Source organism: Pseudonocardia halophobica, from assembly GCF_050948485.1.
In the GTDB taxonomy this organism is placed as follows: Bacteria; Actinomycetota; Actinomycetes; order Mycobacteriales; family Pseudonocardiaceae; genus Pseudonocardia; species Pseudonocardia halophobica.
The window spans coordinates 2,079,557-2,105,698 of record NZ_CP192046.1 but is presented as its reverse complement, the minus strand read 5'-3'; the positions used below and the strand labels follow the sequence as shown (position 1 = coordinate 2,105,698).

Below are 26,142 nucleotides of genomic sequence, written 5' to 3'. Positions count from 1 at the left end.
CCGCGAGCGGCCGGCGGCAGGGGGCGGGACGTGCGTCAAAGGAAAGGCACGGCGGCAGCGTAGCGACGCCGTCGGCATGCCGTCCCGGGGTTTTCTCAGGTGGTCGCGGCGGCGGCCTCGCGCCTGTGATCGCCGATCCCGATCGTCGCGACGATCTGCAGCACCGCAGCGCCGAGCAGCACCAGCAGCGCCGCGGTGTAGCCGTGCGTCAGGTCGACGAGCACGCCCATCAGCAGCGGCCCGATCCCCGCCACGGTGTACCCGACGCCGAGGGCGAGTCCGCTCGTCGCGGCGCTCGCCGCCGGGTCGGGGGTCCGGTGAGCGATCACCGACAGCCCGAGCGGGAAGCCCGCGCCGCAGCCGATCCCGATCAGCGCGACCCACAGCCACGCGCCCGCCACCGGCGGCTCGGGCAGCAGCACCATCCCCAGCACCGCCACGACCACGCACGACGCCATGAGCAACGCCCACCGCCGGAAGTGCCCCGACCGGTCGGCGAGGGTCGGCACGATCAGCGCCGACGGCATCTGCGCCACGCTCCACACCGCGATGAGCAGGGCGGCGGTGGCAGGGCTCCAGCCGCGGTCGACGTAGGCCGGTGCGACCCACGTCAGCGAGCCGTAGACGGTGAGCGACACCCCGGACTGGTACATCGCGGCGAGGCGCGCGAAGGGGTCGCGCCAGGGCAGCCGGCGCGGCGTCGTCGCCGATCCGTTGCGGGCGCCGGCGTCGCCGCGCATGATCGCGACCCAGATGGCGACCGCCAGGAGGGCGGGCACCGCCCACAGCGCCAGGGAGTACGACCAGCCGCCCAGCGCGACGGCCACCGGCACGGCCAGGGCGCTGACGATCGTCGAACCCAGCATCATCGCGACGACGTACGCGCCGCTCACGGCGCCCGCGCGGGCGGCGAGGCGGTCCTTCACCACCGCGGTGAGCAGCACGCCCGCGACGCCGATGCCGAGGCCGATCACCAGCGTCCCGGCGAAGAGGGCGGCCAGCGCCGGGACCCCGCGGACCAGGCTGCCGAGCGCGACCAGCCCGACCGACCCACCGAGCGCCCGCACCGCGCCGAACCGGGCCCCGACCCGCGGACCGATCAACGAGCCGCCGGCCATCGCGAGGATCGCGCCGGTCTGCGCCGCTCCGGCCGTGCCGGCGGCGATCCCGAGGGACTCGCGCACCTCGCCCAGCAGCGGCGGGTAGGCGGACAGCGCCGCCCGCAGGTTCAGCGACAGCGCGAGCAGGCCGACCAGGACGAGCGACGCGGACCGTGCGTTCACCGCTCCTGCGTACCCGACCGACCGCCCGCCCGCCGCCCTGTGAGTGGCAATAGACGCAATGGATCATCGGCACTCATGACCCGGGCCGGTGCCCGTGCGTGGTCGACCGGTCGCCGGGAGAGGTGACGCCACCGCGTAACGGCGTCGCGCGCAGGCCCGATAGCCGGGCCGTGAGCGAGTCGGGACGCAGCACCACCGAGGAGTCGACAGCATCGGGCACGCCCGACGGCCGCAGGGACGAGTCCGAGGTCCGGCCCGCCGAGCGCACGACCTACCTGCGGGTCCGTCCCAGCCCGCGCCCCCGCACCTCCCCCGCCGCGGACGCGCGCGACACGTCCGCGGCGGGGGCTCCTGCTCACTCTGTCGAGGCAGGTGGGGCTCCCTCCGCGGGCGCGGAGCCGTGCGAGGAGCCGGCGGGCGTGCCGGCCGGCGCCGAGGAGCCGACGGCAGCCGGGATCGAGAAGGCCGGCCCGGACGAGGAGCCGGCCGAGGGCCGAGCCGACGCGGACGACGCCGAGGCCGAGGCGACCCGGGCTGCCGCGATGCAGGCCGACGCGGACGATGCCGGGGCTCAGGAAGCCGAGGCCGGGGCAGCCGAGGTGCGGGCAGCCGAGCCGGAGACCGAGGACCTCGTCACGGGCCCGCCGGACCCGGCGGAGCGCGATGCGAAGTCGGACGCACCGGAGCCCGATGCCCAGCCGGCGACGGAGGCCTCGCGGATCGAGCCCGCACCGCACGCCGCCGGGCAGCCGGAGGCCGAGGACCTGGTGGACGAGGCGGCTGCACGGCCCGCGGCGACACCGGTCGACCCGCCCGCCGCCGTGCCGGACGAGCCGTCGGAGCTGGAGACGACCGTCGAGCTGTCCCGCACGGACGACACCGGACCGAAGCCGACGCCGGCCCGGCGTCCGAAGCCTCTCCGGGCGGCCCCGCCCGTCTCCGGCCCGTCGACGAAGGTGCTGCAGCCGATCGCCTCGCCTCCCGCGCCCGCGACCATTCCCGCCCTGCCGATCGCCCCGGTCGACCCCGCGGACCGCCCCTTCGCACACCCGCAGCGCTCCGTGCCGGGCAAGCCGGACACCCTGCTGCGCCGGCTGTTCCGCCGCCGGAGCTGAGCGCGCTGCGGTGCAGCAGCCGCACCACAGCGGCTCCTGCACCACACGCCGCGACCGATCACGTTCCCGGTTCTCACAGCGACGTCGCCCCTCCCGGCGCCGCCGCGATCCCGCGCCGGGCTCCACCGCCCGTGTCGCCGTCAGGTGAAGTGCTCCCACCCGGGGGCACCGGCGTAGGGTTCGCCGTCGACGACCACGCCCTCCCCCTCGACCACCGCGCCGACCTCGACGAACCCTGCGGGCAGGGTGGTGCCGGCCGGGAAGGTCGCGGCCAGCGCGTGGTCCTCGCCGCCGGTCAGCATCCAGTCGATCGGGTCGACGCCGAGCGCCGGCGCGACCTCCGCCAACCGGTCGGGCACCGCGAACGCGTCGCGCCGCAGCTCGATCCGCACCCCGGAGTCCGCGGCGACGTGCCCCAGGTCGGCCAGCAGGCCGTCGGACACGTCGATCATCGCGGTGGCACCGGCGAGCGCGGCCGCGGGCCCGGCGGCGTACGGCGGGGTGGGCACGCGGTGGGCGTCGACGAGCACGCCGGGCGCCCGGAACCCGCGGGTCAACACGGCGAGCCCGGCGGCGGCCCAGCCGATCCGACCGCACACGGCGACGACGTCGCCGGGCCGGGCACCGTCGCGGGTCACCGGGGCGCGTCCCTCCAGCGAGCCGAGCGCGGTCACCGAGACCACGAGCGTGGGCGAGGAGGCGACGTCGCCGCCCACCAGCCCCACGCCGACGACCTCGGCCTCGGTCCACATCCCGGTCGCCAGCCCTTCGAGGGTCTCGACGGGCGTGTCGCGGGGCGCGGCGAGGCCGACGAGCAGGCCGGTCGGCACCGCCCCCATCGCCGCGACGTCGGACAGATTGGCCGCGACCGCCTTGCGCCCGACGTCCTCCGGCGCCGACCAGTCGAGCCGGAAGTGCACGCCCTCCACGAGGACGTCGACACACGCCACGGCCCGCCCGTCCGGCTGGGCGACGACGGCGGCGTCGTCGCCGGGGCCGAGCAGCGTCGCGGGCGGCTGGACCCGGTCCCGGGTCACGCGCTCGATGAGCCCGAACTCCCCGATCGTGGCCAGTGCGGGCGTTTCGTCCGCTTCGCTCGGTGTGTCGCTCGCCTCGGTGGCCCCCGACGGGGTGCGCGACGATGGGGACACGGGCTCTCCTCAGGTACGTTGCCTTCCGACTTTCCCGTCGGACGCCGTCCGGCGGGTCCCCAGACAAGCAGAACCGGAAGGGGCACGCCGTGGTGCAGGCCTACATCCTCATCCAGACCGAGGTCGGCAAGGCGGCGGCGGTCGCCGCCGAGATCGGTGCCATCCAGGGCGTCGTCACCGCCGAGGACGTCACCGGGCCGTACGACGTCATCGTGCGCGCCGAGGCCGCCGACGTCGACGAGCTGGGGCAGCTCGTCGTCGCGCGGGTGCAGGGGGTCTCGGGGATCACCCGGACCCTGACCTGCCCCGTGGTCAAACTGAGCTGAACCGAGCCGGATCCCGGAACCGGGCACGTCCATGTCCTCCCCGACCAGTCCGCGGCACGGCCCCGACCTGCGACGGCCGGCGGTGGTCCTCGCGATCGCGCTGCCGGTCCTGCTCGCGCTGGTCGTGGCCGGGTTCGGGATCGCGGCGCGGGCCGGGGCGTTCGACGCGCCCGCCCCCGCTCCGGAGACGGGACCGCTCGCCCTCGCGCCGGTCGACGCCCCCGATGCGTCCTCCCCGGCCTGCACGAGCCTGCTCGCGGCGCTGCCCGCCGACCTCCCCGGCGACCCGGCGTTCCCCACGCGGCCGCTCGCCGAGCCCGTGCAGCCCGGGGCGCGGGCGTGGGCGGCCGCGCCGCGACCGGTGGTGCTGCGCTGCGGTCTCCCCCGCCCGCAGGAGCTGACGCCGGCCTCCACCCTCACGGACGTCAACGGCGTCAGCTGGCTCACGATCTCCGACGGCACCCCGCAGCCGACGCTCGTCACCTATGTGGCGGTCGACCGCGGGGTCTACGTGGCGCTCACGACGCCCACGGCCGTCGGCACCGGCCCGGTCCAGGCGGTCTCCGACGCGATCGCACGCACCCTCCCCCTCACGGCCATCGCCGTCCGCTGACGCACTCAGTCCCGACTCGCGCGACCGGAACCCCCGACTCGCGCTGCCGGAACTCCCGACTCGCGCTGCCGGAACTCCCGACTCGCGGACCCAGACCCGCGAGTCGCGAGATCTGGACGCGCGAGTCGCGAGATCTGGACGCGCGAGTCGGGAGATCTGGACGCGCGAGTCGGGAGATCTGGACGCGCGAGTCGGGAGCTTCAGCGCAGGCCGGTGCCCCGCGCGAGGGCGGTGTCGACCAGCGTGGCGAGCAGCGTGGGGTAGTCGACGCCCGTGTGCGCCCACATCCGCGGGTACATGGAGATGGGCGTGAAGCCGGGCATGGTGTTGACCTCGTTGACGGTCAGCTCCCCGTCCTCGGCGACGAAGAAGTCGACGCGGGCCAGGCCCTGGCAGTCCAGGGCGCGGAAGGCGGCGATCGCCGTCTCGCGCAGCCGCTCGGCGACGGCGTCGTCGAGCTTGGCGGGGATGTCGAACTCGCAGACGTCGTCGAGGTACTTGGCCTCGAAGTCGTAGAACTCGCTGGCCCCGCCGACGAGCCGGATCTCGGCCGGCACCGAGGCGCGCAGCGTGCCGTCGGGCAGCTCCAGCACCCCGCACTCCACCTCGCGCCCTACGATCGCGGCCTCCACCAGCACCTTCGGGTCGTGCACGCGGGCGGTGGCGATCGCGGCGTCGAGGTCGGCCCAGTCGCTCACCTTCGTGATGCCGACGGACGACCCGGCCCGCGCCGGCTTGACGAACACCGGCAGCCCGAGCCGCTCGCGCTCGTCGGCCGACAGGGTCCGGGCCTGGGGCCGCAGCACCACGAGGTTCCCGGCCGGCAGCCCCTCGGCGGCCAGGAGCTTCTTGGTGAACTCCTTGTCCATGCCGGCCGCGGAGGCGAACACCCCGGCACCGACGTACGGCAGCCCGGCCATCTCGAGCAGGCCCTGGATGGTGCCGTCCTCGCCGAACGGGCCGTGCAGCACCGGGAACACCACGTCGACGCCCGCGAGCACCTCGCCCGCGCGACCCGGGTCGAGCCGCAGCAGGCCACCCCGGGTCGGGTCGCCGGGCAGCGCGAGGGCCGTGGCGGCGGGGTCGACCTGCGGCAGCGCGCGGTCCCGGATGCGCAGGGCCGCCGGGTCGTCGGTGCCGAGGACCCACGCGCCGTCGGGCGCGATCCCGACCGGCACGACGTCGAACCGCTCCCGGTCGAGATGGGTCAGCACGCTGCCCGCCGAGACGCACGAGATCGCGTGCTCGGAGCTGCGCCCGCCGAAGACGACGGCCACCCGGATCCGGCCGGACCGGGACGCGGACTCGCTCGCGGGCTCGCTCATGACCGGGGAGCGTAGGCGGGCCGGCCACCGGCGCGCCGCACGCCCCGCCGAACCCCCGGTCCCCGGACCGGCGAGCGGCGCTCCCGTTCGCCGCACAGGGATCAGCGGTAGCGCTGCTCCAGCTCCTGCACCTCGGGCAGGCCGACCAGCGAGGTGAACTCGTCGAAGGCCGGCAGGCCGGGCAGCGCGGCCTGCGGGGTCCCGTCCTTGCGCAGGGTCTCCAGCAGCGACCGGATCCCGGCGGTGGCCGCGAGCAGCGTGCCGATCGGGTAGATGACCAGCGCGAACCCGAGCTCGGTCATCCGCTCCAGGCTCAGCGGCGGGGTCTTCCCGCCCTCCGCCCAGTTGAAGACGAGCGGGGCGACCCCGGCGAGCTCGCCCGCGATCCGTTCGATGTCCGCCTCCGCGGTGGGCGCCTCGACGAACAGCAGGTCCGCGCCGGCCTCGCGGAAGGCCTTCGCCCGCGCGATCGCCGCGTCGACACCCTCGACGGCGACGGCGTCCGTCCGCGCGATGATCAGGAACTCGGGGTCGCGGCGGGCCTCGGCGGCGGCGCGGATCTTCCCGAGCATCTCCGGCAGCGGCACGATCTCCTTGCCGCTCATGTGGCCGCACTTCTTCGGCGTGACCTGGTCCTCGAGCTGGATCGCGGCCACGCCGGCCTGCTCGTAGGTCTGCACGGTGCGCAGCACGTTGATCGCGTTGCCGTAGCCGGTGTCGCCGTCGGCGATCACCGGCACGTCGACGGCCGCGACGATCCGGCGGGCGTTGTCGGCCATCTCGGTGCCGGTCAGCAGGCCGACGTCCGGGCGGCCGAGCAGGCCCGCCGTCGTGCCGAAGCCGGTCATGTAGACGGCGTCGAAGCCCGCCTGCTCGACGAGCCGGGCGGACAGGGCGTCGTAGGCGCCGGGGGCGACGAGCGGGCCGGGCCCGGAGAGCAGGTCGCGCAGCCGAGCGCGCGGAGCTGTGGACAGCAGGTCGGACATGCCACGAGCGTGACACAGGTCCGTCGGTGACCGGGTCCACACTGAGGTGCATGAGCACTGGGGACATCGGCGCCGCCCTCGAGGCGGCCCGGCGGATGGTCGGGCAGGAACACGGGCTCGCGTCGATCAGCGTGGTGCGGGAGGACGGCACCCCGCACTCGTCGCTGGTCAACGCCGGGGTGCTCGAGCACCCGCGCACGGGCGCACCGGTGGTCGGGTACGTCACGTACGGGCGCGTGAAGCTGCGCAACCTGCGGGCGCGGCCGGCCACGTCGGTGCTGTGGCGGGCGGGCTGGCGGTGGGCGGCGGTCGACGGCATGAGCGAGCTGATCGGTCCGGACAACAGCGATCCCGAGGAGCTGCGGCTGCTGCTCCGGGCGGTGTTCACCGCGGCCGGCGGCACGCACGACGACTGGGAGACCTACGACCGCGTGATGCGGGAGGAGGGCCGCGTCGCGGTTCTCGTCACCCCGACGAAGGTCTACGGCAACGCCTGAGCCTCACGCAGCGTGGGCGCTCGCCTCCACTGTGGGAGATCACACCCCCGGTCGCGGAACTTCCCGCTCGACCGTGGCATGCCGAAACGGTTAGCCTGAGACAACTAATCGTCGTCCGTGGGGAGAGACCGTGCCGGCCGAGCAGGCTGCCGTCATCGACCGACCGGGGGAGGCCCGCGACCCCGGCCCCGGCTACAAGTGGATCGCGCTGTCCAACACCACGCTGGGCATGCTCATGGCCACGATCAACTCGTCGATCGTGCTCATCGCGCTGCCCGACATCTTCCGCGGGATCGGGATCAACCCGCTGGAGTCGTCGAACACCAGCTACCTGCTGTGGATGATCATGGGCTTCCTGGTCGTCACGGCGGTGCTGGTCGTCGGCTTCGGTCGGCTCGGCGACATGTTCGGCCGCGTCCGGATGTACAACCTCGGCTTCGCCGTCTTCACGATCTCGTCGATCCTGCTGGCCGTCACCTGGCAGCAGGGCGACGCCGCCGCGATCTGGCTGATCGCCTGGCGCATCGTGCAGGGCATCGGCGGCGCGTTCCTCATGGCGAACTCGAGCGCGATCCTCACCGACGCGTTCCCGGTCAACCAGCGCGGGCTCGCCCTGGGCATCAACGGCGTCGCCGCGATCGCCGGCTCCTTCCTCGGCCTGGTGATCGGCGGCCTGCTGGGCCCGGTGAACTGGCACCTGGTGTTCGTCGTGTCGGTGCCCTTCGGCGTGTTCGGCACCTTCTGGGCCTACTACAAGCTGCACGACAACGGCCGTCGCGTGCGGGCGAAGATGGACTGGTGGGGCAACATCACCTTCGCGGTGGGCCTCATCGTGCTGCTGATCGGCATCACCTACGGCATCCAGCCCTACGGCGACAGCGTCATGGGCTGGGGCAGCCCGATGGTGCTGAGCTGCATCATCGGCGGGATCGTCGTCCTGGTGATCTTCGGGATCATCGAGACGAAGGTGGCCGCCCCGCTGTTCGAGCTCTCGCTGTTCCGCAACCGCGCCTTCACCCTCGGCAACCTCGCGAACCTGCTGGCCTCGCTCGGTCGCGGCGGGCTGCAGTTCGTGCTGATCATCTGGCTGCAGGGCATCTGGCTGCCGCAGCACGGCTACAGCTTCGAGCAGACGCCGCTGTGGGCCGGCATCTACATGCTGCCGCTGACCATCGGCTTCCTCGCCTCGGCGCCGCTGTCCGGGATCCTGTCGGACAAGTGGGGCGCCAAGTGGTTCACCACCGGCGGCATGGTGATCACCGCGGTCAGCTTCGTCCTGCTGGAGATCCTGCCGGTCAACTTCGACTACTGGGCCTTCGCGGTCATCCTGCTGGTCAACGGCATCGGCATGGGCCTGTTCGCCTCGCCGAACCGCGCCGAGATCATGAACAGCCTGCCGGCCGACGCCCGGGGCGCCGGCGCCGGCATGACGGCCACCTTCCAGAACGCCGCCATGGTGCTGTCGATCGGCTTCTTCTTCAGCCTCATGATCGCCGGGCTGTCCACGCACCTGCCGACGGTCATGGAGACCGGCCTGGTGCAGAACGGCGTGCCGGCGGCGGACGCCTCGCGCATCGCGGACCTCCCGCCGGTCGGCGTGCTGTTCGCCGCGTTCCTCGGCTACAACCCGATCCAGGAGCTGCTCGGCGGCGTCCTCGACCGGATCCCGGTCGACCAGGCGAACTTCCTCACCGGGCGCAGCTTCTTCCCGAACCTGATCTCGCAGCCCTTCTCCGAGGGCCTCACCGCGGCGTTCTGGTTCGCCGTCGCGGCCTGCGTGGTCGCGGCCGTCGCGTCGATCTTCACCGGGCGCCGGCAGACGTCGCCGGTCCCCGAGACGGTCGGCGCGGAGCTGGCAGCCGAGGGCGGCGAGCTGGTCGACACCGAGGACTGGTCCGACACCGCGACCTCGCCGCTGCCCACGGTGGGTCCGGCCGTCGGGACCGCGGCGCTCGCGGGCTTCGCCGGAGCCGCCGAGGCGGTCCCGGAGGCGGGCACGGTCGTCGGCTCGCTGCGCACCCCGCACGGCACCGCCATCCCGGGCGGCGTCGTGACGGTCACGGCGCCGGACGGGCGGCAGGTCGGCCGCACCGAGGTCGACCAGGGCGGCACCTACGCCCTGCACGGCCTGCCCAGCGGCACGTACATGGTGGTCGCGACCGCGCCGGGCTTCCGGCCCGAAGTCGCCACCGTGGCGCTCAACGGCAGGGGCGCGGCCCAGGACTTCGACCTCAGCGGCGACGGGGCGGTGCACGGCCTGGTCCGCGCAGGCGAGCGACCGGCGCCGCAGGTCTCGGTGCTCGCGCTCGACGGCACGGGCCGGCTCGTCGGCCGCGCCGTCACCGGGGAGGACGGGCGCTTCCGCCTCGACGGCATCCCGGTCGGCACCACCACCGTCACCGCGACCCTGGCCGGGCACGAGCCCAGGGCCACCACGGTGCACGTGACCGCCGAGGGCGCCGCCCCCGTCGAGCTGGTGCTCGACGCCGGGGGCGGGCTGGGCGGCACGGTCACCGGGCCGGACGGGCGCCTCCTGCCCAATGCGCTCGTGACCGTGGTCGACGGGGCGGGCGAGGTCGTCGGCACTGCCACGAGCGGGGCGGACGGCCGGTTCACGGTCCCGCGGGTCGTGCCCGGCACCTACACCGTGACCACCAGCGTGCACCTGCCCGCGGTCACGCGGGTGGAGCTGTCCGGCACCGGCACGACCGACGTCGAGCTGCGGCTCGGCGCCGTGGGCACGGCCGCGGAGACCGCCGATCCCGCCCGACACGCGCAGCGGAACACCCCCGTCGCCGGGGACTGACACACCACACGACCGGCCCGTGTCCCCAGGGATGCGGGCCGGTGGCGTGCGGGGACCGGACGAGCCGTCAGCGGGGCCGGGGCGTGAACCGGGCCGTCTGCGCGACGATGAGCCCGTCGCGCACCACCATGGTGTCGATGCCGTCCGAGACGGTCGCGACGTCGGACTCCAGCGCCCATTCCAGGAGGATCACCCCGTCGGCCTCCGTGACCGACTTCTCGGTGAACACGCAGTTCGGCATCTGCTCGATCAGCCCGCCGAAGGCCTGGCGCAGCGCGTCGTGCCCCTGCAGCGCGGCACCCGGGGTGATCAGCACGGCGTCGGGGGCGTAGTCGGTGAGGATCGCGTCCACGTCGTGCGCGTTGAGCGCCTTGAGGTGGTCGGTGAGTACGTCGACGGGGGTGCGCGTCATCGCGGTCGCCTCTCGCTCCGGTGCGGGGGAATCCGCGCGCGAGCCTAACGACCGTTCGACAGCTCTGTCAGCCCCGCTGCGCACCGTCCGTCGAGCACCGCGGCCAGGACCGGCAGCGCGGCGGTGAACTCGGCGCGCGGGGACCCGGCGTAGCCGATCACGATCCCGCCCGCCGCCTCCGCGCCCGCGTAGCGCTCCAGCACCTCGAGGCCCACCCCGCGCTCGGCCGCCGCGGCCTGCACGGCGCGGGCGGTGGCCGCGTCGGGCAAGGGGACGAGGACGTGCGCGCCGGCCCGGTCGCCCCGCAGCGGCACCCCGGCCAGCGCCTCGACCAGCAGCCGCCGGCGCTCCCCCAGCTCGCGGCGCAGCCGGCGCAGGTGCCGGGCCAGGTCGCCGGAGGTGGCGAAGGCCGCGAACACCCGCTGCCCCGCCGGCGCGGGCCGCGACCCGGTCCGCTCCCGGCGCTCCGCCACGGCCGCACGCACCGCGGGCGGCGCGACCAGCCAGCCCACCCCGAGCGTCGGCGTGAGGATCTTGCTGGCCGTCCCGACGTGCGCGACGACGTCCGGGCCGAGGGCGGCGAGCAACGGCAGCGGGGCGACGTCGTAGCGCAGCTCGCCGTCGTAGTCGTCCTCGATCACCAGCAGGCCCTCGGCCCGCGCCCGCTCGACCAGGGCGATCCGCCGCGCGGCCGGCATCCGCCCGCCGACGGGGAACTGGTGCGCCGGGGTGCAGTAGACCGCGGCCAGGCCGGCGGGCAGGTCCTCGACCCGCAGCCCCTCGGCGTCGACCGGCACGCCGACGACCTCGAGACCGGCCGCCGCCAGCGCGTCGGCGGCGCGCCGGTACCCCGGCTCCTCCACCGCCACCCGTGCACCCTCCGGCAGCACCCGGGCCAGCTCGGCGATCGCGCCCGTGCTCCCGCCGGTGGCCAGGACCTCGTCGGGACGCGCGACGAGCCCGCGGTGGCGCAGCAGGTGCTCGCCGACGGCGGCGCGGAACCCGGGCAGCCCGGCGTAGCGGGGCAGCAGGTCGGGCTCGGGATCCGCCGCCGCCCGCCATGCCCGCCGCCACGCGGCCCGGTCCAGGACCTCGGTGCAGGGCGTGCCGGGGCGCAGCTCGATCCGCAACCGCTCGTCCGCCGCCTCCCTGCGCGGCTCCGGACCCGGGGCCGGACCGGCCGCCGGGACCGCGGTCACGAAGGTGCCCGCGCCCACCCGCCCCTCGACCCACCCCTCTGCCAGGAGCTGGTCGTAGGCGGCCGCCGTCACGGTGCGGCTGACCCGCAGGACGGCGGCCAGCTCGCGGGTCGATGGCAGCCGGTCCCCCGCCCGCAGCGCGCCACCCGCGGCCGCGGCGCGCAGCGCGTCGGCCAGCTGGGCCGCGAGCGGCTCGGAGCCCGCGCGGTCGAGGTGCAGCGGCGGCAGCTCGGTCACGATCGACACGGCAGTGGCCTTCCGGATCTGAGGCGGAGTGGCCGTTCCAGGATGCCACCTCCGGCCCCAGACTCGAGGCCGTGAGCGACGCCGTGAGCACCACCCCGTGCCCCACCCTGTCCCCCACCCCGCGCAGCACCGTCGGCCGCCACCGCGAGCGCGGGGCCACCGACCGGGCCGCGCTGTACGACGTCCTCGACCACGGCCTCGTCTGCCACCTCGCGCTGGTCCGCGACGGCGCTCCGGTCGTGCTGCCCACCGGCTACGGCCGCATCGGCGACACCCTCTACGTGCACGGGTCCTCCGGCGCGCGCTGGCTGCGCGAGGGCGGGGTCCCGGTGTGCGCGACCGTCACGCACCTCGACGGGATCGTCTACGCCCGCTCGGCCTTCCACTTCTCGATGAACTACCGCAGCGCCGTCGCGCACGGCACCGCCCGGCTGGTCACCGCGGAGCCCGAGCGCACGGACGCGCTGCGGGTGATCGTCGAGCACCTCGCGCCCGGCTCCTGGGACTACACGCGCCCGCCCACCCGCCGCGAGCTGGCCGCCACCGCCGTGCTCGCGCTGGACCTCGACGAGGCCAGCGTGAAGATCCGCACCGGCCCGCCCGCCGACGACCCGGAGGACCTCTCGCCCGAGGTCTGGGCCGGCGTCGTCCCGCTGACCAGCACGTTCGGCGCACCCCGGCCCGACCCGCACGTGCCTGCCGACGCCCCGATCCCCCCGCACGTCACCACCCGCACCCCGTGAGCGGCAACTGCCCCTGGAGGGGCGGCCGGCACTCACGACCCCCGACGACCTGCCGGAATCCCACCCGCCTCGGTTCAGCCCAGGCGGGCGGCGTGGGCCGCCACCGCCGCTCCCGTCCGGTCCGCGTCACCCGTGGCCAGCAGGTCGAGCAGGGCGCCGCGCAGGACGGCGAGCGCCTCGGTGGCGGCGGCCTCGGGCAGCACCCGGCCGAGCACCACCAGCCAGTCCCGCACCGTGGCCTCGGCGAACCCCGCCCACGGCCCCTCCGGCTCGACGAGCGCACGCCCGTACCCCTCGACCCACAGCCGCAGCAGGTCGCGGTGCGCGGGCGCGGCGAGCCACTCCCACAACGCCCGGAGCAGGCCTGGTGCATCGCCCTCGGGCAGGTCGGCGAGCAGGGCGAGCTCGGCGGTGCGGGCGCGCCCGAGCAGGGCCCGGACGAGCCCGTCCTTCGACCCGAAGAGGTAGAGCAGCACCCGCGGACTGCTCCCGACCTCGCGGGCGAGCGGGCGCAGCGACAGGTCGGTGAGCCCGTGCCGCAGCACGTACGCGTACGCCGCCTCCAGCAGTTCCTCCCGCCGCGGCGAGCCCGCTCCTTGCCCTTCTCCGGTCATCGCGTCATCCTGCACTGAAACACTCGTTTCAGTCGAGGAGGCGCGATGGCCGAGATCGAGATCCGGGAGATCGGCAGGCCCGGCGACCTCGGGTGGGTCGTCGGTGCGCACGGGGAGCTGTACGCCGCGGAGTACGGCTGGGACACGAGCTTCGAGGCCCTCGTGGCGCGGATCGTGGCGGAGTTCACGCCCGGTCCGCGGGAGCGCGGCTGGATCGCCGAGCTCGACGGCCGCCGCGTCGGCTGCGTGCTGTGCGTGGCCGGCCCGGACCCGGACACCGCCGTGCTGCGGATCCTGCTCGTCCACCCCGACGCCCGCGGGCACGGGCTCGGCCGCCGGCTCGTGTCCACCTGCGTCGACTTCGCGCGGGAGCAGGGCTACGCCACGCTGCGGCTCTGGACCAACGACGTCCTCGACGCGGCCCGCCGCCTCTACCTCGACGCGGGCTTCCGGCTCGTCGCCGAGGAACCGCACCACAGCTTCGGCGCGGACCTGATCGGTCAGGACTATGTGCTGTCCCTGGGGCCCGGCGGTCACACCCGGGTGGTCACGTAACCTCCGATCGTGTGAGCACGCCGCCCTATCCCGTGGCGCCCCGCCTCGCTCTCGTCGAGAAGCTCCACGGGCGCCCGGTCGCCGATCCGTACCGCTGGCTCGAGGATCCGGAGGACCCCCGGACCCGCGAGTGGTCGGCGGCCCAGGACGAGCTCGCCCGCGGCCGGCTCGACGCCCTGCCCGGTCGCGAGGTCCTCGAGGCGCGGCTGCGCGATCTGCTCTCCGCCGGCTCGATCTCGGTGCCGCTCTGGCGGGCCGGGCGGGCGTTCTTCTCCCGCCGCGAGCCGGGCCAGGAGCACGCCGTGGTCCACGTCCGGGAGCCCGACGGGAGCGAGCGGGCCCTGCTCGACCCCATCGCCCTCGACCCGACCGGCCTGACCACGCTCGACACGTGGGTGCCGGACCTGGAGGGCAAGCGGATCGCCTACCAGGTCTCGCACGGCGGCGACGAGCAGTCCGTCCTCTACCTGCTCGACGTCGCGACCGGCGAGGTCGTCGAGGGCCCCATCGACCGCTGCCGCTACTCGTCGGTGGCATGGCTGCCCGGTGGCGCCGAGTTCGTCTACGTGCGCAAGGTCGCCCCCGGCGAGGTCGAGGACGGTGAGGAGGACTTCCACCGCCGCGTCTGGCGGCACCGCGTCGGCACCCCGGACACCGAGGACGAGCTGGTCACCGGCCCGGGCCTGTACGAGGACCACACCTACTACGGCGTCCGCGTGTCCCGCGACGGCCGCTGGCTGGTCGTGACCGCCAACGTCGGGACCGCTCGCCGCGACAGCGTGTGGATCACCGAGCTGGGCGACGGCAAGACCCCGGAGCTCGTCCCGATCCTCTCCCAGGCGGACGACGTCCAGGCCACCTGCTGGGTCGAGCGCGACGGCCGCCTCTACATCCACACCACGGACGGGGCGCCGCGCTGGCGGCTCGCCGTCACCGACCCCGCCACGCCGCAGCGCGAGCACTGGCACGACCTGGTCCCCGAGGACCCCGGCTCGGTGCTGCAGGCCGTCCGCTGGCTCGAGCCCGCCCCGGGCACCGACGACGTGCCGCGGCTCGTCCTCGCCCGCGCCCGGCACGCGGTCGCCGAGCTGGCCCTGCACGCCGTCGACGGCGCCCCGGCCGGGGAGATCCCGCTGCCCGGCACCGGCTCGCTCACCGGTCTCACGGTCGCCGACCGGGACACCCCGGACCGCTACGGACAGGTCTGGATCGGCTGGACCGACCTCGTCACGCCGCCGCAGGTGCACCGGTACGAGCGGGGCACCACGGTCCTCGAGGCCACCGCGCCCGGCCAGGTCGAGCTGCCCGTCGTGCGCTCCGAGCTGCGCGAGTTCACCTCCAAGGACGGCACCACCGTCCGGATGTTCGTGGTCACCCCGGACGAGGGGGACGGTCCGTGGCCGGTCCTGATGACCGGCTACGGCGGCTTCTCGATCGCCCGCGAGCCGGCGTACACGTCGTCGGCGCTGGCGTGGGTCACCTCGGGCGGGGCGTACGCGCTCGTCGGGCTGCGCGGCGGCAGCGAGGAGGGCGAGGCCTGGCACCTCGCCGGCAACCGCGCGAACAAGCAGAACGTGTTCGACGACTTCCACGCGGCCGGCGAGGCCCTCGTCGCCGCGGGCACCACCACGCCCGTGCAGCTCGGCATCCAGGGCGGCTCGAACGGCGGACTGCTCGTCGGGGCCGCGCTGACCCAGCGCCCGGACCTGTACGCCGCCGTCGTCTGCTCGGCGCCGCTGCTGGACATGGTCCGCTACGAGCTGTTCTCCCTGGGCCGCACGTGGAACGACGAGTACGGCACCGCCGACGACCCCGAGCAGCTCGGCTGGCTGCTCTCCTACTCGCCGTACCACCATGTCCGCGAGGGCGTGGCGTACCCGGCGACCCTCTTCACCGTCTTCGAGTCGGACACCCGCGTGGACCCGCTGCACGCCCGCAAGATGTGCGCCGCGCTGCAGCACGCCACCACCGGTGACCTGCTCGGGCGCCCCGTCCTGCTCCGGCGCGAGACCGACGTCGGGCACGGGGCGCGCTCGATCTCGCGCACCGTCGCGCTGTCCGTGGACACCCTGGCCTTCCTGGCCTTCCACACCGGTCTGGAGCTGACGTGACCCCTCTGCAGGACGCCGTCGACGCCCTGCCCCTCGCCGAGCCGCCCGCCTGCGCCGCGCAGGCCGGGAGCTGGTGCGCCCGCTTCTACGAGTGGACCAACAACGACTTCCTGGCCAGCTCGGCCGACGTCGTGGTCAACGGCACGATCAAGATCGTGCTGATCATCGTGGTCGCGTTCGTGGCGCGGCACCTGCTGCACCGCGCGATCACGCGTGTGGTGGAGGGCGCGTCGAACGGCGGCCTCTCCAAGGTGCTCGGCCGCGCGCCCAGGCGGATCCGCACCACCCCGCTCATCTCACAGCGGCGCATCCAGCGCACCCGGACCATCGGCTCGGTGCTGCGCTCGATCACCTCCGCGGTGATCCTGCTGATCGCGGCGGTGATGATCCTCGCCGAGTTCGGCGTGGCGCTCGGGCCCATCCTGGCGTCGGCCGGGATCGTCGGCGTCGCCGTCGGTTTCGGCGCGCAGAACCTGGTGCGGGACTTCCTGTCCGGCATGTTCATGCTGCTCGAGGACCAGTACGGCGTGGGCGACATCGTCGACCTCGGCGAGGCCAGCGGCACGGTCGAGGCGGTCGGCCTGCGCATCACCACGATCCGGGACGTGCAGGGCACCGTCTGGTACGTCCGCAACGGCGAGATCCTGCGCGTGGGCAACAAGAGCCAGGGGTACGCCGTGGCCGTGGTCGACCTGCCGCTCGCCCACTCCGCGGACATGGCGGAGGTCTCCGAGCTGGCCGGGCGGGTCGCCGCCGAGCGCGTCGGGCAGGAGGACATCGCCGAGGACGTGCTGGAGGACCCGGAGGTCCTCGGCGTCGAGAAGGTGACCGCGGAGGGCGCCACGCTGCGGCTCACCGTCAAGGTCAACCCGGGCAAGCAGTGGGCCGTGCAGCGCGCGCTCAACGCCGCCATCACGGACGCGTTCGACGACGAGGGTGTCCCCCGGCCCGTGCCGCTCGGCCTCGGGGGGAGACTGGGCACGTGACCGCACCACAGAACTTCTACGCGGAGGTGGGGGGCGACAAGGTCTTCCACCAGATCGTCCACCGCTTCTACGAACAGGTCGCCGAGGACGAGATCCTCCGCCCGCTGTACCCCGAGGAGGACCTGGGCCCGGCCGAGGACCGGCTGCGGATGTTCCTCGAGCAGTACTGGGGCGGCCCCCGCACCTACTCCGAGCAGCGCGGGCACCCGCGCCTGCGGATGCGGCACTTCCCGTTCACCATCGGCCCGATCGAGCGGGACGCGTGGCTGCGCTGCATGCGCGTGGCCGTCGACGAGTCCGACCTCGACGAGGCCCACCGCGCCCAGCTCTGGCAGTACCTGGAGTACGCCGCGGCGAGCATGGTCAACTCCGGCTTCTAGGTAGGGACCGGCCGCCGCGTTTGGCATGATGACGTCCTGTGCGGCGCGACGGGCAGTGGTGGGCGGAAGCCGTCGTCTACCAGGTCTACGTCCGCAGCTTCGCCGACTCGGACGGTGACGGGGTCGGCGACCTCGCGGGCGTCCGCAGCCGGCTCGGGTACCTCGAGCTCCTCGGCGTCGACGCCCTCTGGCTGAGCCCCGTCAACCCGTCGCCGGGCCTCGACCACGGCTACGACGTGACCGACCCGCGCGAGGTCGACCCGCTGTTCGGCACGCTCGACGACCTCGACGGGCTGATCACCGACGCGCACGCGCACGGCCTGCGCGTGCTCGTCGACGTGGTGCCCAACCACACCTCGGACCAGCACGAGTGGTTCCGGGCCGCGGTGTCCTCGGCGCCCGGGAGTCCCGAGCGGGCCCGCTACCACTTCCGTCCCGGCCGGGGCGAGCGCGGCGAGCAGCCGCCGAACAACTGGCAGAGCGTGTTCGGCGGGCCGGCCTGGACCCGGCTCACCGGGACGGACGAGGACGGCACGAGCCGGCCGGACGAGTGGTACCTGCACCTGTTCGCCCCCGGCCAGCCGGATCTCAACTGGGAGAACCCCGAGGTCTGGGCGGACCTGGAGAAGACGCTGCGGTTCTGGTGCGACCGGGGCGTCGACGGGTTGCGGATCGACGTCGCGCACGGCATGGCGAAGGCCGCCGGGCTGCCGGACGACCGCCGGCAGCCGGGCTGGACCCCGGTGTCCGACGAGCTCGTCGACCCGCGGTTCGACCAGGACCCGGTGCACGACGTGCACCGGCTGATCCGGGCCGTGCTCGACCACTACCCGGACCGCATGGCCGTCGGCGAGGTCGGCGCGGTGCGCGACGACGCCCGCTGGGCCGGCTATGTCCGCCGGGACGAGCTGCACCTCGCCTTCCACTCCGCGCTGCGGGACGCGGCCTACGACGCGGTCGCGGTGCGCGAGGCGATCGACCGCACGCTCGCGGCCGCGGGGTCTGCCGGTGCGCCCGCGGTGTGGAGCCTGTCGAACCACGACCTCGTCCGCCCCGCGACCCGCTACGGGGAGGGCGCGGACGGCCCCGCCCGGGCGCGGGCGATGGCGCTGGTCGCGCTGGCCCTGCCCGGGACGGCGTACCTCTACCACGGCGACGAGCTCGGCCTGCCCGATGTCGAGCTGCCCGCGGAGGCGCGGCAGGACCCGACCTGGGAGCTTTCCGGGCACACCGACCCCGGCCGCGACGGCGCCCGGGTGCCGCTCCCGTGGGAGGGCGAGGGCCCCGGCTTCGGCTTCACCACCGGCACGCCGTGGCTCCCGATGCCCGAGGAGTTCGGGGCGCTCACCGCCGCCGACCAGCTCGAGGACCCGGACTCCACACTGTCGCTCTACCGGCACGCCCTCGAGCTGCGCCGCCGCCATCCCGCGTTCCACGGCGACCAGGTCGAGTGGTTCGGGGCACCGGCGGGTTGCCTCGCCTTCCGCCGCACCGGCTCCACCCTGGTCTGCGCACTCAACGCCGGCGACCGGGCCGTCCCGCTCCCGCCCGGCGACGTCCTGCTCACCAGCGCCCCGCTCACGGACTGCGGCGAGCTCCCTCCGGACACGGCCGCCTGGCTCGCCTGACCCGTGAGTGCCCACTGCCCCTGGAGCGGCAGTCCGCCCTCACGACCCCATTTGAGCTGCGGAAATGCTGTCAGGTCAGCAGGGGCAGCGTGGTGATCCGCCGCCGGACGACGGCGCCGAAGCGGGCGTCGAGCCGCATCCACGAGCCCGTCGCGGAGACCCGCACGATCGGCTCCGGCCCCTCGCCCGCCCCGGTGTCGGCGCCGCCGAGGAAGCCCATGCCGGACAGGGCGAACAGCGCCCGCATCGGCACCGAGACCGTGCCCGGGACGTCGCCGGAGACCGTGAGCACGGTCTGGTCGAGCAGCGAGGCCGGCGGGCCCATCGGCCCGCCGTGCTCCCGGGCCAGGGCCAGCCCCCGCTCGGTCAGCGCCTCCAGCTCCCGCGCGGGGACGTCCTCGAGCCGCGTCCAGCCCTCGTCCGGCGGCAGCGTGCCCGTCCAGAACCCGGCGGCGCCGCCGAGGTCCACCTCCTCGGACCGGTCCACGGCCAGCGCGGTGAGCAGGGCGGATCCCTGGAGGGTGACGTCCTCCGGCTCCATCTCCGCGGCGACCGAGCGGGTGGCGAGCGCCTCGAACGGGGTCGGGGCCCAGGCCGTCACCCGGCCGCGTGCGGACCGCAGCCGCACCGGCGCGGACTCGTCGAGGCGGACCAGCCGGGCGGTGAAGGCGCCCAGGTCCGCACGCTCGGACGGGTCGGCGAACCGGAGGCTCACGACACCGCCTCGCTCGCCTCGGGGGCCCAGCGCAGCAGGAACGCCTTCTCCTCGGCCGTGAGCCGGCGCGGCCGCTGCCCGCTCAGGTCGAACAGCGCCATCCGGGTCTCGGCCTCGATCGCGACGGGATCGGACTCCGCCGGGCCCGCGCGCATGACGTAGTCGATCGTGAACGACGCGGCCCGCACGTCCCGCACGGTCATCTCGACCCGCAGGTCGTGCGCCCGGTACGGGATCTGCCGGCGGTACTCCACGCCCAGCCCGGCCACCAGCAGCCCGGCGGCGAAGGTGTCGACGCCCTCCGCGGCGGCCGCGGTGAACATCAGGTCGATGCGCGCCTCCTCGAGGAGCGTGACCGCCCGGGCGTGGTTCAGGTGCCGGTAGGAGTCCTGGTCGGTCCAGCGCAGCGGGACCTGGGCGACGTAGCGGGCCACGCGCCCACCCTCTCACCCGCTCGGACTGCCGCGACCAGTGCCTCCGCCACCTCCACCGGCCGGGACAGGGCGTTGAGGTGCCCGCCCGGCACCGCGGCGACGTCGAGCCCGAGCCGCTCGCGGGCCACCCGCCGTTGGAAGGCCAGGGGGAACAGGCGGTCGTCGGCGCCGGCCAGCACCGTGGTCGGGACCTCCGGCCACGCCTCGAGCGGGTACGGCTCGGCGAACGAGCGCTCCGACTGGTTCCGGCCGCCCCGCCGCAGCTCGGCGCGCAGGTCGTCGGGCATGTCGTGCAGGAAGTCCCGCTCGAGGTCGAACCCGTCGAACCCCGCCTCGGCCCGGGCCTCGGCCTGCCGGGTCGCTTCCCACCAGTGCCCGGCGCTCTCCCCCGGCGCCGGGATCATCGGGTTCACCAGCACGAGCCGCCGGGCCTTCGTCGCCGCACAGACCAGGGCGCCGGTGAAGGCGCCCATCGACTGCGCGACGACGACCGGGTCGGGCCGGCCGCCGAGGGCCTCCAGGGCGAGGGCGGTGTACTCCGCCCAGCCCACGGACTCGTCGTCGGCGGGCAGGTCGACGGGGACGGGCTCGTGGCCGCGGGCCGTCAGCTCCGGGACGACCCGGTGCCAGTACCAGGCCTCGCCGCCCGCGCCGGGCAGCAGCAGGAACGTCGTCACGTGGGGGTGGACCGGCCGGGCGGCCGGAACTCATCGCTCCCGGCAGGCCGACGCGACGGAGCCGTGGAGGTCGAAGCTGCCGGCCACCCGCAGGAGCTGCTCCTGCAGCGGGTCGCCGGACACCACGACCCGCATCTCGCTCCCCCGGCGCCGGAACGTCTCCTGGGCCTCGGCGAGGCGGCGGGCGCCACAGGCGGCCAGCAGCTCCACGCAGGTCAGGTCCACCACGACCCGGCCGGCCGCGTGCGACTCGACCCAGGAACCCATCTCGAAGCAGTTCGTCAGGTCGATCTCGCCCGCCATCAGCAACAGCGCGAGCCACGGGACCGGCCGCACGGCCCGCATCTCCAGCGGCGTCCCGGGCGGGTACTCGCGCAACGACGGCAGGGCGACCACCTTCGGGTCGCGGTCGTCCACGAGGGCCTCCTCCGCTGCGGGTGTCGCCCCGTCACGCTACCGCGCGAGGCCCCGCAACTGCCGGGAGACGACGGAGAGCGTGGCCAGGTCGAGCTGCCCGGCGCCGGCGATCTCCTGCAGCGCCGCCCGCGCGCGGACGAGCCGGGACGCGTTCGCCCGCTCCCACTGCGCGATCGTCTCCGGCACCGGCGTGCCCGGTGCGGCCTCGCGCAGCGCGTCGAGGGTGATCGAGCGCAGCGACCCGTAGAGGTCGTCCCGCAGCGCGAGCCGGGCGAGCTGGTGCCAGCGGTCGCCGCGCGGCAGCGCACTGACCGAGGTCAGCGCCACGTCGACGCCGAGGTGGTCGCTGAGCGCGAAGTACGTGCGCGCGACCTCCTCCGGGTCCCGCGGTTCGCCGTCGCGCTCGGACAGCTCGATCAGCTCGACGACGTCGAGCAGCCCGAAGCCGTGCACCGCCGTCGCCGCGCGCCGGGCCAGCCGGTCCGGCACGCCCTCGTCGAGCAGCGCGGCGGTCCGGTTCTGCACGGCCTCCTTCTCCCGGCCCACGAGGAAGTCCGGGAGGCGGCGCCACAACGTGCGTACCTGCCCGGCGAAGCGGGCGGCCTCGGCCCCGACGGCCAGGGGCTGGGGGCGGTTGGCGAGGAACCAGCGCGACGCCCTGTCCAGCAGTCGGCGGGACTCCAGGATCAGCCGGTCGGCGACCTCGACGGGCAGCCCGGCGGCGCGGATCTGCCGCCAGTGCGTCCGCAGCGCGTACACGCCGGTCACCACCGCGTAGGCGCGGACGGCGTCGGACGGGGCGGCGGCGGTCTCCTCGCCGATCCGGAAGGCGAAGGTGATCCCGGCGCCGTCGACCATCTCGTTGACCAGCAGCGTGCAGAGGATCTCGCGGTGCAGCGGGTGGCGGCGGATCGCGTCGGGGAACCGCTCGCGCAGCGGGTGCGGGAAGTACTCCGGCAGCCGGGGTGCGAACGCGGCCCCCTCGAGGAGGTCGCTGTCGAGCAGCCGGCGGGTGAGGTCGAGCTTGACGTGTGCGAGCAGGGTCGACAGCTCCGGCCCGGTCAGGCCGTCCCCGGACCGTTCGAGGGCCTTGAACCCCGCCGGGGTCGGCAGCACCTCCAACCCCCGGTCCAGCCCGGTGCGTTCCTCCAGGTCCGCGACGACCCGGGAGTGCACGTTGGCCATCTCGCCGGAGTGCGCCCGGGCGACGCCGAGGACGGCGTTCTGGTCGGTGTTGTCGGCCAGGACCAGCGAGGCGACCTCGTCGGTCATCTCGGCGAGCAGGGCATTGCGCCCCGGGCGGTCCAGCTCGCCGACCGTGACCAGCCGGTCGAGCAGGATCTTGATGTTGACCTCGTGGTCGGAGCAGTCCACGCCTGCCGAGTTGTCGATCGCGTCGGTGTTGATCCGCCCGCCGTGGCGGGCGAACTCGATCCGGCCGCGCTGGGTCAGGCCGAGGTTGCCGCCCTCGCCGACGACCTTGACCCGCAGCTCCCGGCCGTCGACCCGGATGACGTCGTTGGCCTTGTCCCCGGCCTCGGCGTGCGCCTCGGTGGAGGCCTTGACGTAGGTGCCGATGCCGCCGTTCCACAGCAGGTCGGCCGGGGCGAGCAGGATCGCCCGGATCAGCTCGGGCGGGCTCAGCTTCACCACGTGCTCGGACAGGCCCAGCGCCTCCCGCATCTCCGGGCCGACCGGCACCGCCTTGGCCGTGCGCGGCCAGACCCCGCCGCCGGGGCTGATGGCGGCGCGGTCGTAGTCGTCCCACGAGCTGCGGGGCAGCGCGAACAGCCGGCTCCGCTCGGCGAACCCGCGGGCGGCGTCCGGCGTCGGGTCGACGAACACGTGCCGGTGGTCGAAGGCCGCCACCAGCCGGATGTGCTCGGAGAGCAGCATCCCGTTGCCGAACACGTCGCCGGACATGTCCCCGACGCCGACGACCGTGAAGTCCTGGGTCTGGGTGTCGACGCCGAGCTCCGAGAAGTGCCGCTTGACGCTCTCCCACGCGCCGCGGGCGGTGATGCCCATGGCCTTGTGGTCGTAGCCGACCGAGCCGCCGGAGGCGAACGCGTCGCCGAGCCAGAAGTCGTAGCTCGCGGCGACCTCGTTGGCCACGTCGGAGAACCGGGCGGTGCCCTTGTCCGCGGCGACGACCAGGTAGGAGTCGTCGCCGTCGTGACGCACCACGTCCGGCGGCGGGACGGTCTCGCCCCGCACCAGGTTGTCGGTGACGTCGAGCAGCCCGGAGATGAAGATCCGGTAGCAGGCCTCGACCTCGGCCGGGTCCGGCCGCAGGGCGCGGACCACGAACCCGCCCTTCGCGCCGACCGGCACGATCACGGCGTTCTTCACCATCTGGGCCTTGACCAGGCCGAGGATCTCGGTGCGGAAGTCCTGGGGACGGTCGGACCAGCGCAGCCCGCCGCGGGCGACCGGTCCGAACCGCAGGTGGACGCCCTCCATCCGCGGCGAGTACACGAAGATCTCGAAGCGCGGCCGCGGCGCGGGCATGTCCGGCACCGCGGCCGGGTCGATCTTGAACGAGGTGAACGTACGGTCGCGGAACCAGTTCGTGCGCAACGTCGCGACGATCGTCGCCAGGAAGCCGCGCAGGATCCGGTCCGCGTCCAGCCCGGTGACCTGGTCGATCAGCGTGGTGACCTCGGTCAGCGCCTCCTCGGTGACCTTCGACCGGTTCTCCTCGGCCGGGTCGAACCGGGCCCGGAACAGCTTCACCAGCCCGCGCGCGACGGCGGGCTGGGCCAGCAGCGTGTCCGCCATGTACTGCACCCCGAAGGTGCTGCCGACCTGCCGGGAGTAGCGGGCGTAGGCACGCAGCAGCGCCGCCTCCCGCCAGTGCAGGCCGGCGTGCAGCACCAGCGCGGAGAACCGGTCGGCCTCGGCGTCGCCGCCCCAGGTCGCGCGGAAGGCGGCGCAGAAGTCCCGGTCCAGCGCGGCCTCGTCCCGGCCCGCGAGGTCGGTGTCGGCGAAGTCGACGGGGTCGAGGCGCAGCCCGAAGTCGTAGAGCCAGCAGCGGCGGCCGTCGGGCCGGACGAACTCCGACGGGTGCTCGTCGACGACCTCCACGCCCAGGTGCTGCAGCACCGGCAGGATCCGGGTCAGCGACACCGGCGCGTCCAGATAGATCGCCAGCCGGCGCTCGCCGTTCTCGTGGTGCAGCCGGACGTCGAACCCGCCCTCGGGCAGCGCCAGGATCCGCTTCAGGTCCTCCACCGCGCGCTCGGGCCGGGTGCCGGCCTTGTAGGAGTCCGGGATGCCGGCGAGCAGACCGGGCACCGTGGCCGCCGTGGCCGGGGCGCCGAGCCGGTCGACGAGCCGGTCGTCCCAGGTCCGGACCGCCTCGGTGAGGGCGTCGGTGAGCTCCTGCGCGTCCGGGTCGACCGGCGCCTGTGCGGGGTCGGTCTGCACCATGAAGTGCACCTGCGCGTACGGGGCCTCGGTGACGCGCGCGGTGTAGTCGACGGTGCCGCCGCGCAGCCGGTCGCGCAGGACCTCGGCCATCGCCAGCCGGCTCGTCGTGGTGTACCGGTCGCGCGGCACGTAGACCAGGCACGAGACGAACCGGTGGTGCGGGTCCCGGCGCAGGAACACCCGCACCGCGCGGCGGCCGGCCAGCCCGAGGACGCCGACCCCGACGTCGTGCAGGTACGCCGTGGTCGCGCTGAACAGCTCCTCGCGCGGCAGTCCGGAGATCACCTCGAGCATCTGCTGCCCCGAGTACGACTCCTGCGGGAAGCCCGCCCGCCGGATCGCCCGGCGCACCCGCCGCGCGATGACCGGGATGTCCAGCACGCTCTCGTACATCCCCGGGACCGTGAGCATGCCGAGGAAGCGGTGCTCGCCGGTGGGCGCGCCGTGCTGGTCGAAGGTGCGCAGGCCCACGTAGTACGGGTGCGCGGGGCGCAGCACCCGGCTGCGCACGCCGGCGCGGGTGAGGATCAGCAGCTCCTCGGCCCGGTCCGCCCCGCCGCCGTCCGGGACGAACGCACCGTTGTCGAGCGTGTCCCGGCGCAGGACACCCAGGCCCGACGCGAGCTCGGGCCGCAGCCGCTCGCCGTCGATCCGGTAGTGGCGGTAGCCGAGGAAGGTGAAGTGGCCGTCGGCGAGCCAGCGGAGGAACTGGGCGGTCTCGTGGCGCTCGGAGCCGCGGTCGGTGCGGACGCCGCGGGGCACGAGTTCCTCGGCGAGCAGCTCGTCGGCGAGGGTGCGGATCCGGCGTTCCATCCGGTCGCCGTCCTCGACGGTCTCGCGGACGTCGTGCAGCGCGTTGCGCAGCTCCTCGGTGAGGGCGGTGGGATCGACAGCGGCGTTGAGGTCCAGGCGGATCCAGGACTCGGCGAACGTGCCGCGGGGCGGGTCGGCGGGGTCGGCGTCGGGCAGGACCTCCTGCAGCTGCCCCGCCACGTCCCGCCGCACGACGACGATCGGGTGCAGCAACCGCCGCATCTCCGCCCCGGCGCGCGACACCGCGACCAGGGTCGAGCCGACGAGGTAGGGCATGTCGTCGGTGACGATCCGGACGGCGGTCCCGTCCACCTGGACCAGCGGCTCGCCGACCAGGCGGCGGGCGGCCAGGGACAGCTGCTCGGCCGCGACCTCGCCGAGCCGGGGCAGCTCCGGGCTGTCGGCATGGGCGGGCGCCCCGTCCGCGGGCGCGTGCCGGGCGTAGAGGGCGGTCAGGCCGTCCAGCTCCGCGTCGGCCGGCTCCGCGGCGGTGGTGTGCTCACGGGTCCGGCTCATTCTCGGCGACTCCGGGTCTTGCGAGGGTTGCTCGGGGCGGCGTCCACCCTAGCCCCCGATCGGCTGATCGCGGCGCCGACCCGAGCGCGATCCGGTCACCCAGGGGAAGCGCCTGGTGGCGGTAGGTGGTGACGGTGGTCCTCGTTCGCTCCACCGCGGCCG

The 26,142-nt window shown here is 74.7% G+C and carries 23 protein-coding genes; 11 read left to right on the top strand and 12 right to left on the bottom strand.

Annotated features, from left to right (window positions below; translation table 11 throughout):
- Positions 1-95: 95 nt before the first annotated feature.
- Positions 96-1,283, bottom strand: coding sequence for an MFS transporter (locus ACQP04_RS10080; RefSeq protein ID WP_433506791.1), 1,188 nt, complete (start codon positions 1,281-1,283; stop codon positions 96-98).
- A 170-nt stretch (positions 1,284-1,453) separates the two neighbouring features.
- On the opposite strand from ACQP04_RS10080, the gene ACQP04_RS10075 reads away from it, so the two are divergent.
- Positions 1,454-2,398 (top strand): hypothetical protein, encoded by a 945-nt coding sequence (locus ACQP04_RS10075; RefSeq protein ID WP_433506790.1) that lies wholly within the window; start codon positions 1,454-1,456, stop codon positions 2,396-2,398.
- A 140-nt stretch (positions 2,399-2,538) separates the two neighbouring features.
- Here the strand turns inward: ACQP04_RS10075 and ACQP04_RS10070 are convergent, their stop codons facing one another.
- Positions 2,539-3,549 carry a thiamine-phosphate kinase gene (locus tag ACQP04_RS10070; protein ID WP_433506789.1) on the bottom strand — a complete coding sequence of 337 codons (1,011 nt, stop codon included), beginning with the start codon at positions 3,547-3,549 and terminating at the stop codon, positions 2,539-2,541.
- A gap of 89 nt (positions 3,550-3,638) precedes the next feature.
- Here ACQP04_RS10070 and ACQP04_RS10065 point away from each other — a divergent pair, with 89 nt between their 5' ends.
- The gene (locus ACQP04_RS10065) at positions 3,639-3,875 is read left to right on the top strand and encodes an Lrp/AsnC ligand binding domain-containing protein (RefSeq protein ID WP_037043291.1); all 237 of its coding nucleotides are present in this window, start codon (positions 3,639-3,641) and stop codon (positions 3,873-3,875) included.
- A gap of 31 nt (positions 3,876-3,906) precedes the next feature.
- Positions 3,907-4,488, top strand: a complete 582-nt coding sequence (locus ACQP04_RS10060) for a DUF3515 domain-containing protein (protein WP_433506788.1) — start codon at positions 3,907-3,909, stop codon at positions 4,486-4,488.
- A 200-nt stretch (positions 4,489-4,688) separates the two neighbouring features.
- Here ACQP04_RS10060 and ACQP04_RS10055 read toward each other — a convergent pair whose 3' ends face one another.
- Together ACQP04_RS10055 and ACQP04_RS10050 are read right to left on the bottom strand one after the other, a co-directional pair.
- Complete coding sequence (locus ACQP04_RS10055) at positions 4,689-5,813, bottom strand: D-alanine--D-alanine ligase family protein (RefSeq protein ID WP_433506787.1); 1,125 nt, start codon at positions 5,811-5,813, stop codon at positions 4,689-4,691.
- Positions 5,814-5,914: 101 nt separating this feature from the next.
- Positions 5,915-6,799: an isocitrate lyase/PEP mutase family protein gene (locus ACQP04_RS10050; protein ID WP_433506786.1), complete on the bottom strand. Its 885-nt coding sequence runs from the start codon at positions 6,797-6,799 to the stop codon at positions 5,915-5,917.
- Positions 6,800-6,849: 50 nt separating this feature from the next.
- On the opposite strand from ACQP04_RS10050, the gene ACQP04_RS10045 reads away from it, so the two are divergent.
- Positions 6,850-7,296 carry a TIGR03618 family F420-dependent PPOX class oxidoreductase gene (locus ACQP04_RS10045; protein WP_433506785.1) on the top strand — a complete coding sequence of 149 codons (447 nt, stop codon included), beginning with the start codon at positions 6,850-6,852 and terminating at the stop codon, positions 7,294-7,296.
- 229 nt (positions 7,297-7,525) lie between these two features.
- Complete coding sequence (locus ACQP04_RS10040; protein ID WP_433508338.1) at positions 7,526-10,102, top strand: MFS transporter; 2,577 nt, start codon at positions 7,526-7,528, stop codon at positions 10,100-10,102.
- 67 nt (positions 10,103-10,169) lie between these two features.
- On the opposite strand, the gene ACQP04_RS10035 is transcribed toward ACQP04_RS10040, so the two are convergent.
- Positions 10,170-10,514: a nuclear transport factor 2 family protein gene (locus ACQP04_RS10035; protein WP_433506784.1), complete on the bottom strand. Its 345-nt coding sequence runs from the start codon at positions 10,512-10,514 to the stop codon at positions 10,170-10,172.
- 44 nt (positions 10,515-10,558) lie between these two features.
- A complete protein-coding gene (locus ACQP04_RS10030; RefSeq protein ID WP_433506783.1) occupies positions 10,559-11,950 on the bottom strand; it encodes a PLP-dependent aminotransferase family protein in 1,392 nt (463 codons plus the stop codon).
- A gap of 80 nt (positions 11,951-12,030) precedes the next feature.
- Between ACQP04_RS10030 and ACQP04_RS10025 the strand changes: the two genes are divergently transcribed.
- Complete coding sequence (locus ACQP04_RS10025; RefSeq protein ID WP_433506782.1) at positions 12,031-12,702, top strand: pyridoxamine 5'-phosphate oxidase family protein; 672 nt, start codon at positions 12,031-12,033, stop codon at positions 12,700-12,702.
- A gap of 74 nt (positions 12,703-12,776) precedes the next feature.
- Here the strand turns inward: ACQP04_RS10025 and ACQP04_RS10020 are convergent, their stop codons facing one another.
- Complete coding sequence (locus ACQP04_RS10020; protein ID WP_433506781.1) at positions 12,777-13,316, bottom strand: TetR family transcriptional regulator; 540 nt, start codon at positions 13,314-13,316, stop codon at positions 12,777-12,779.
- A gap of 45 nt (positions 13,317-13,361) precedes the next feature.
- On the opposite strand from ACQP04_RS10020, the gene ACQP04_RS10015 reads away from it, so the two are divergent.
- The 5 genes from ACQP04_RS10015 to ACQP04_RS09995 are packed head-to-tail and all read left to right on the top strand — an operon-like array spanning position 13,362 to position 18,976.
- Positions 13,362-13,871, top strand: a complete 510-nt coding sequence (locus ACQP04_RS10015) for a GNAT family N-acetyltransferase (protein ID WP_433506780.1) — start codon at positions 13,362-13,364, stop codon at positions 13,869-13,871.
- 11 nt (positions 13,872-13,882) lie between these two features.
- A complete protein-coding gene (locus tag ACQP04_RS10010) occupies positions 13,883-15,982 on the top strand; it encodes a prolyl oligopeptidase family serine peptidase (protein ID WP_433506779.1) in 2,100 nt (699 codons plus the stop codon).
- Complete coding sequence (locus tag ACQP04_RS10005; RefSeq protein WP_433506778.1) at positions 15,979-16,968, top strand: mechanosensitive ion channel family protein; 990 nt, start codon at positions 15,979-15,981, stop codon at positions 16,966-16,968. Before ACQP04_RS10010 ends, ACQP04_RS10005 begins: the two co-directional genes overlap by 4 nt.
- Positions 16,965-17,348: a globin gene (locus ACQP04_RS10000; RefSeq protein WP_037043275.1), complete on the top strand. Its 384-nt coding sequence runs from the start codon at positions 16,965-16,967 to the stop codon at positions 17,346-17,348. Before ACQP04_RS10005 ends, ACQP04_RS10000 begins: the two co-directional genes overlap by 4 nt.
- A gap of 38 nt (positions 17,349-17,386) precedes the next feature.
- Positions 17,387-18,976 carry a glycoside hydrolase family 13 protein gene (locus ACQP04_RS09995; protein ID WP_433506777.1) on the top strand — a complete coding sequence of 530 codons (1,590 nt, stop codon included), beginning with the start codon at positions 17,387-17,389 and terminating at the stop codon, positions 18,974-18,976.
- A 70-nt stretch (positions 18,977-19,046) separates the two neighbouring features.
- Here ACQP04_RS09995 and ACQP04_RS09990 read toward each other — a convergent pair whose 3' ends face one another.
- From ACQP04_RS09990 to ACQP04_RS09970, 5 genes are read right to left on the bottom strand one after another with little or no spacing between them, the layout of a single operon-like run.
- Positions 19,047-19,691, bottom strand: coding sequence for a hypothetical protein (locus ACQP04_RS09990; protein ID WP_358204994.1), 645 nt, complete (start codon positions 19,689-19,691; stop codon positions 19,047-19,049).
- Positions 19,688-20,125 carry an acyl-CoA thioesterase gene (locus ACQP04_RS09985; RefSeq protein ID WP_433506776.1) on the bottom strand — a complete coding sequence of 146 codons (438 nt, stop codon included), beginning with the start codon at positions 20,123-20,125 and terminating at the stop codon, positions 19,688-19,690. The genes ACQP04_RS09990 and ACQP04_RS09985 overlap by 4 nt, the downstream gene beginning before the upstream one ends.
- The gene (locus ACQP04_RS09980) at positions 20,062-20,802 is read right to left on the bottom strand and encodes an alpha/beta fold hydrolase (protein WP_433506775.1); all 741 of its coding nucleotides are present in this window, start codon (positions 20,800-20,802) and stop codon (positions 20,062-20,064) included. Before ACQP04_RS09980 ends, ACQP04_RS09985 begins: the two co-directional genes overlap by 64 nt.
- Before the next feature lie 30 nt (positions 20,803-20,832).
- Complete coding sequence (locus ACQP04_RS09975) at positions 20,833-21,219, bottom strand: STAS domain-containing protein (protein ID WP_433506774.1); 387 nt, start codon at positions 21,217-21,219, stop codon at positions 20,833-20,835.
- Positions 21,220-21,255: 36 nt separating this feature from the next.
- Positions 21,256-25,980 (bottom strand): NAD-glutamate dehydrogenase, encoded by a 4,725-nt coding sequence (locus ACQP04_RS09970; RefSeq protein WP_433506773.1) that lies wholly within the window; start codon positions 25,978-25,980, stop codon positions 21,256-21,258.
- Between the last annotated feature and the right edge of the window lie 162 nt (positions 25,981-26,142).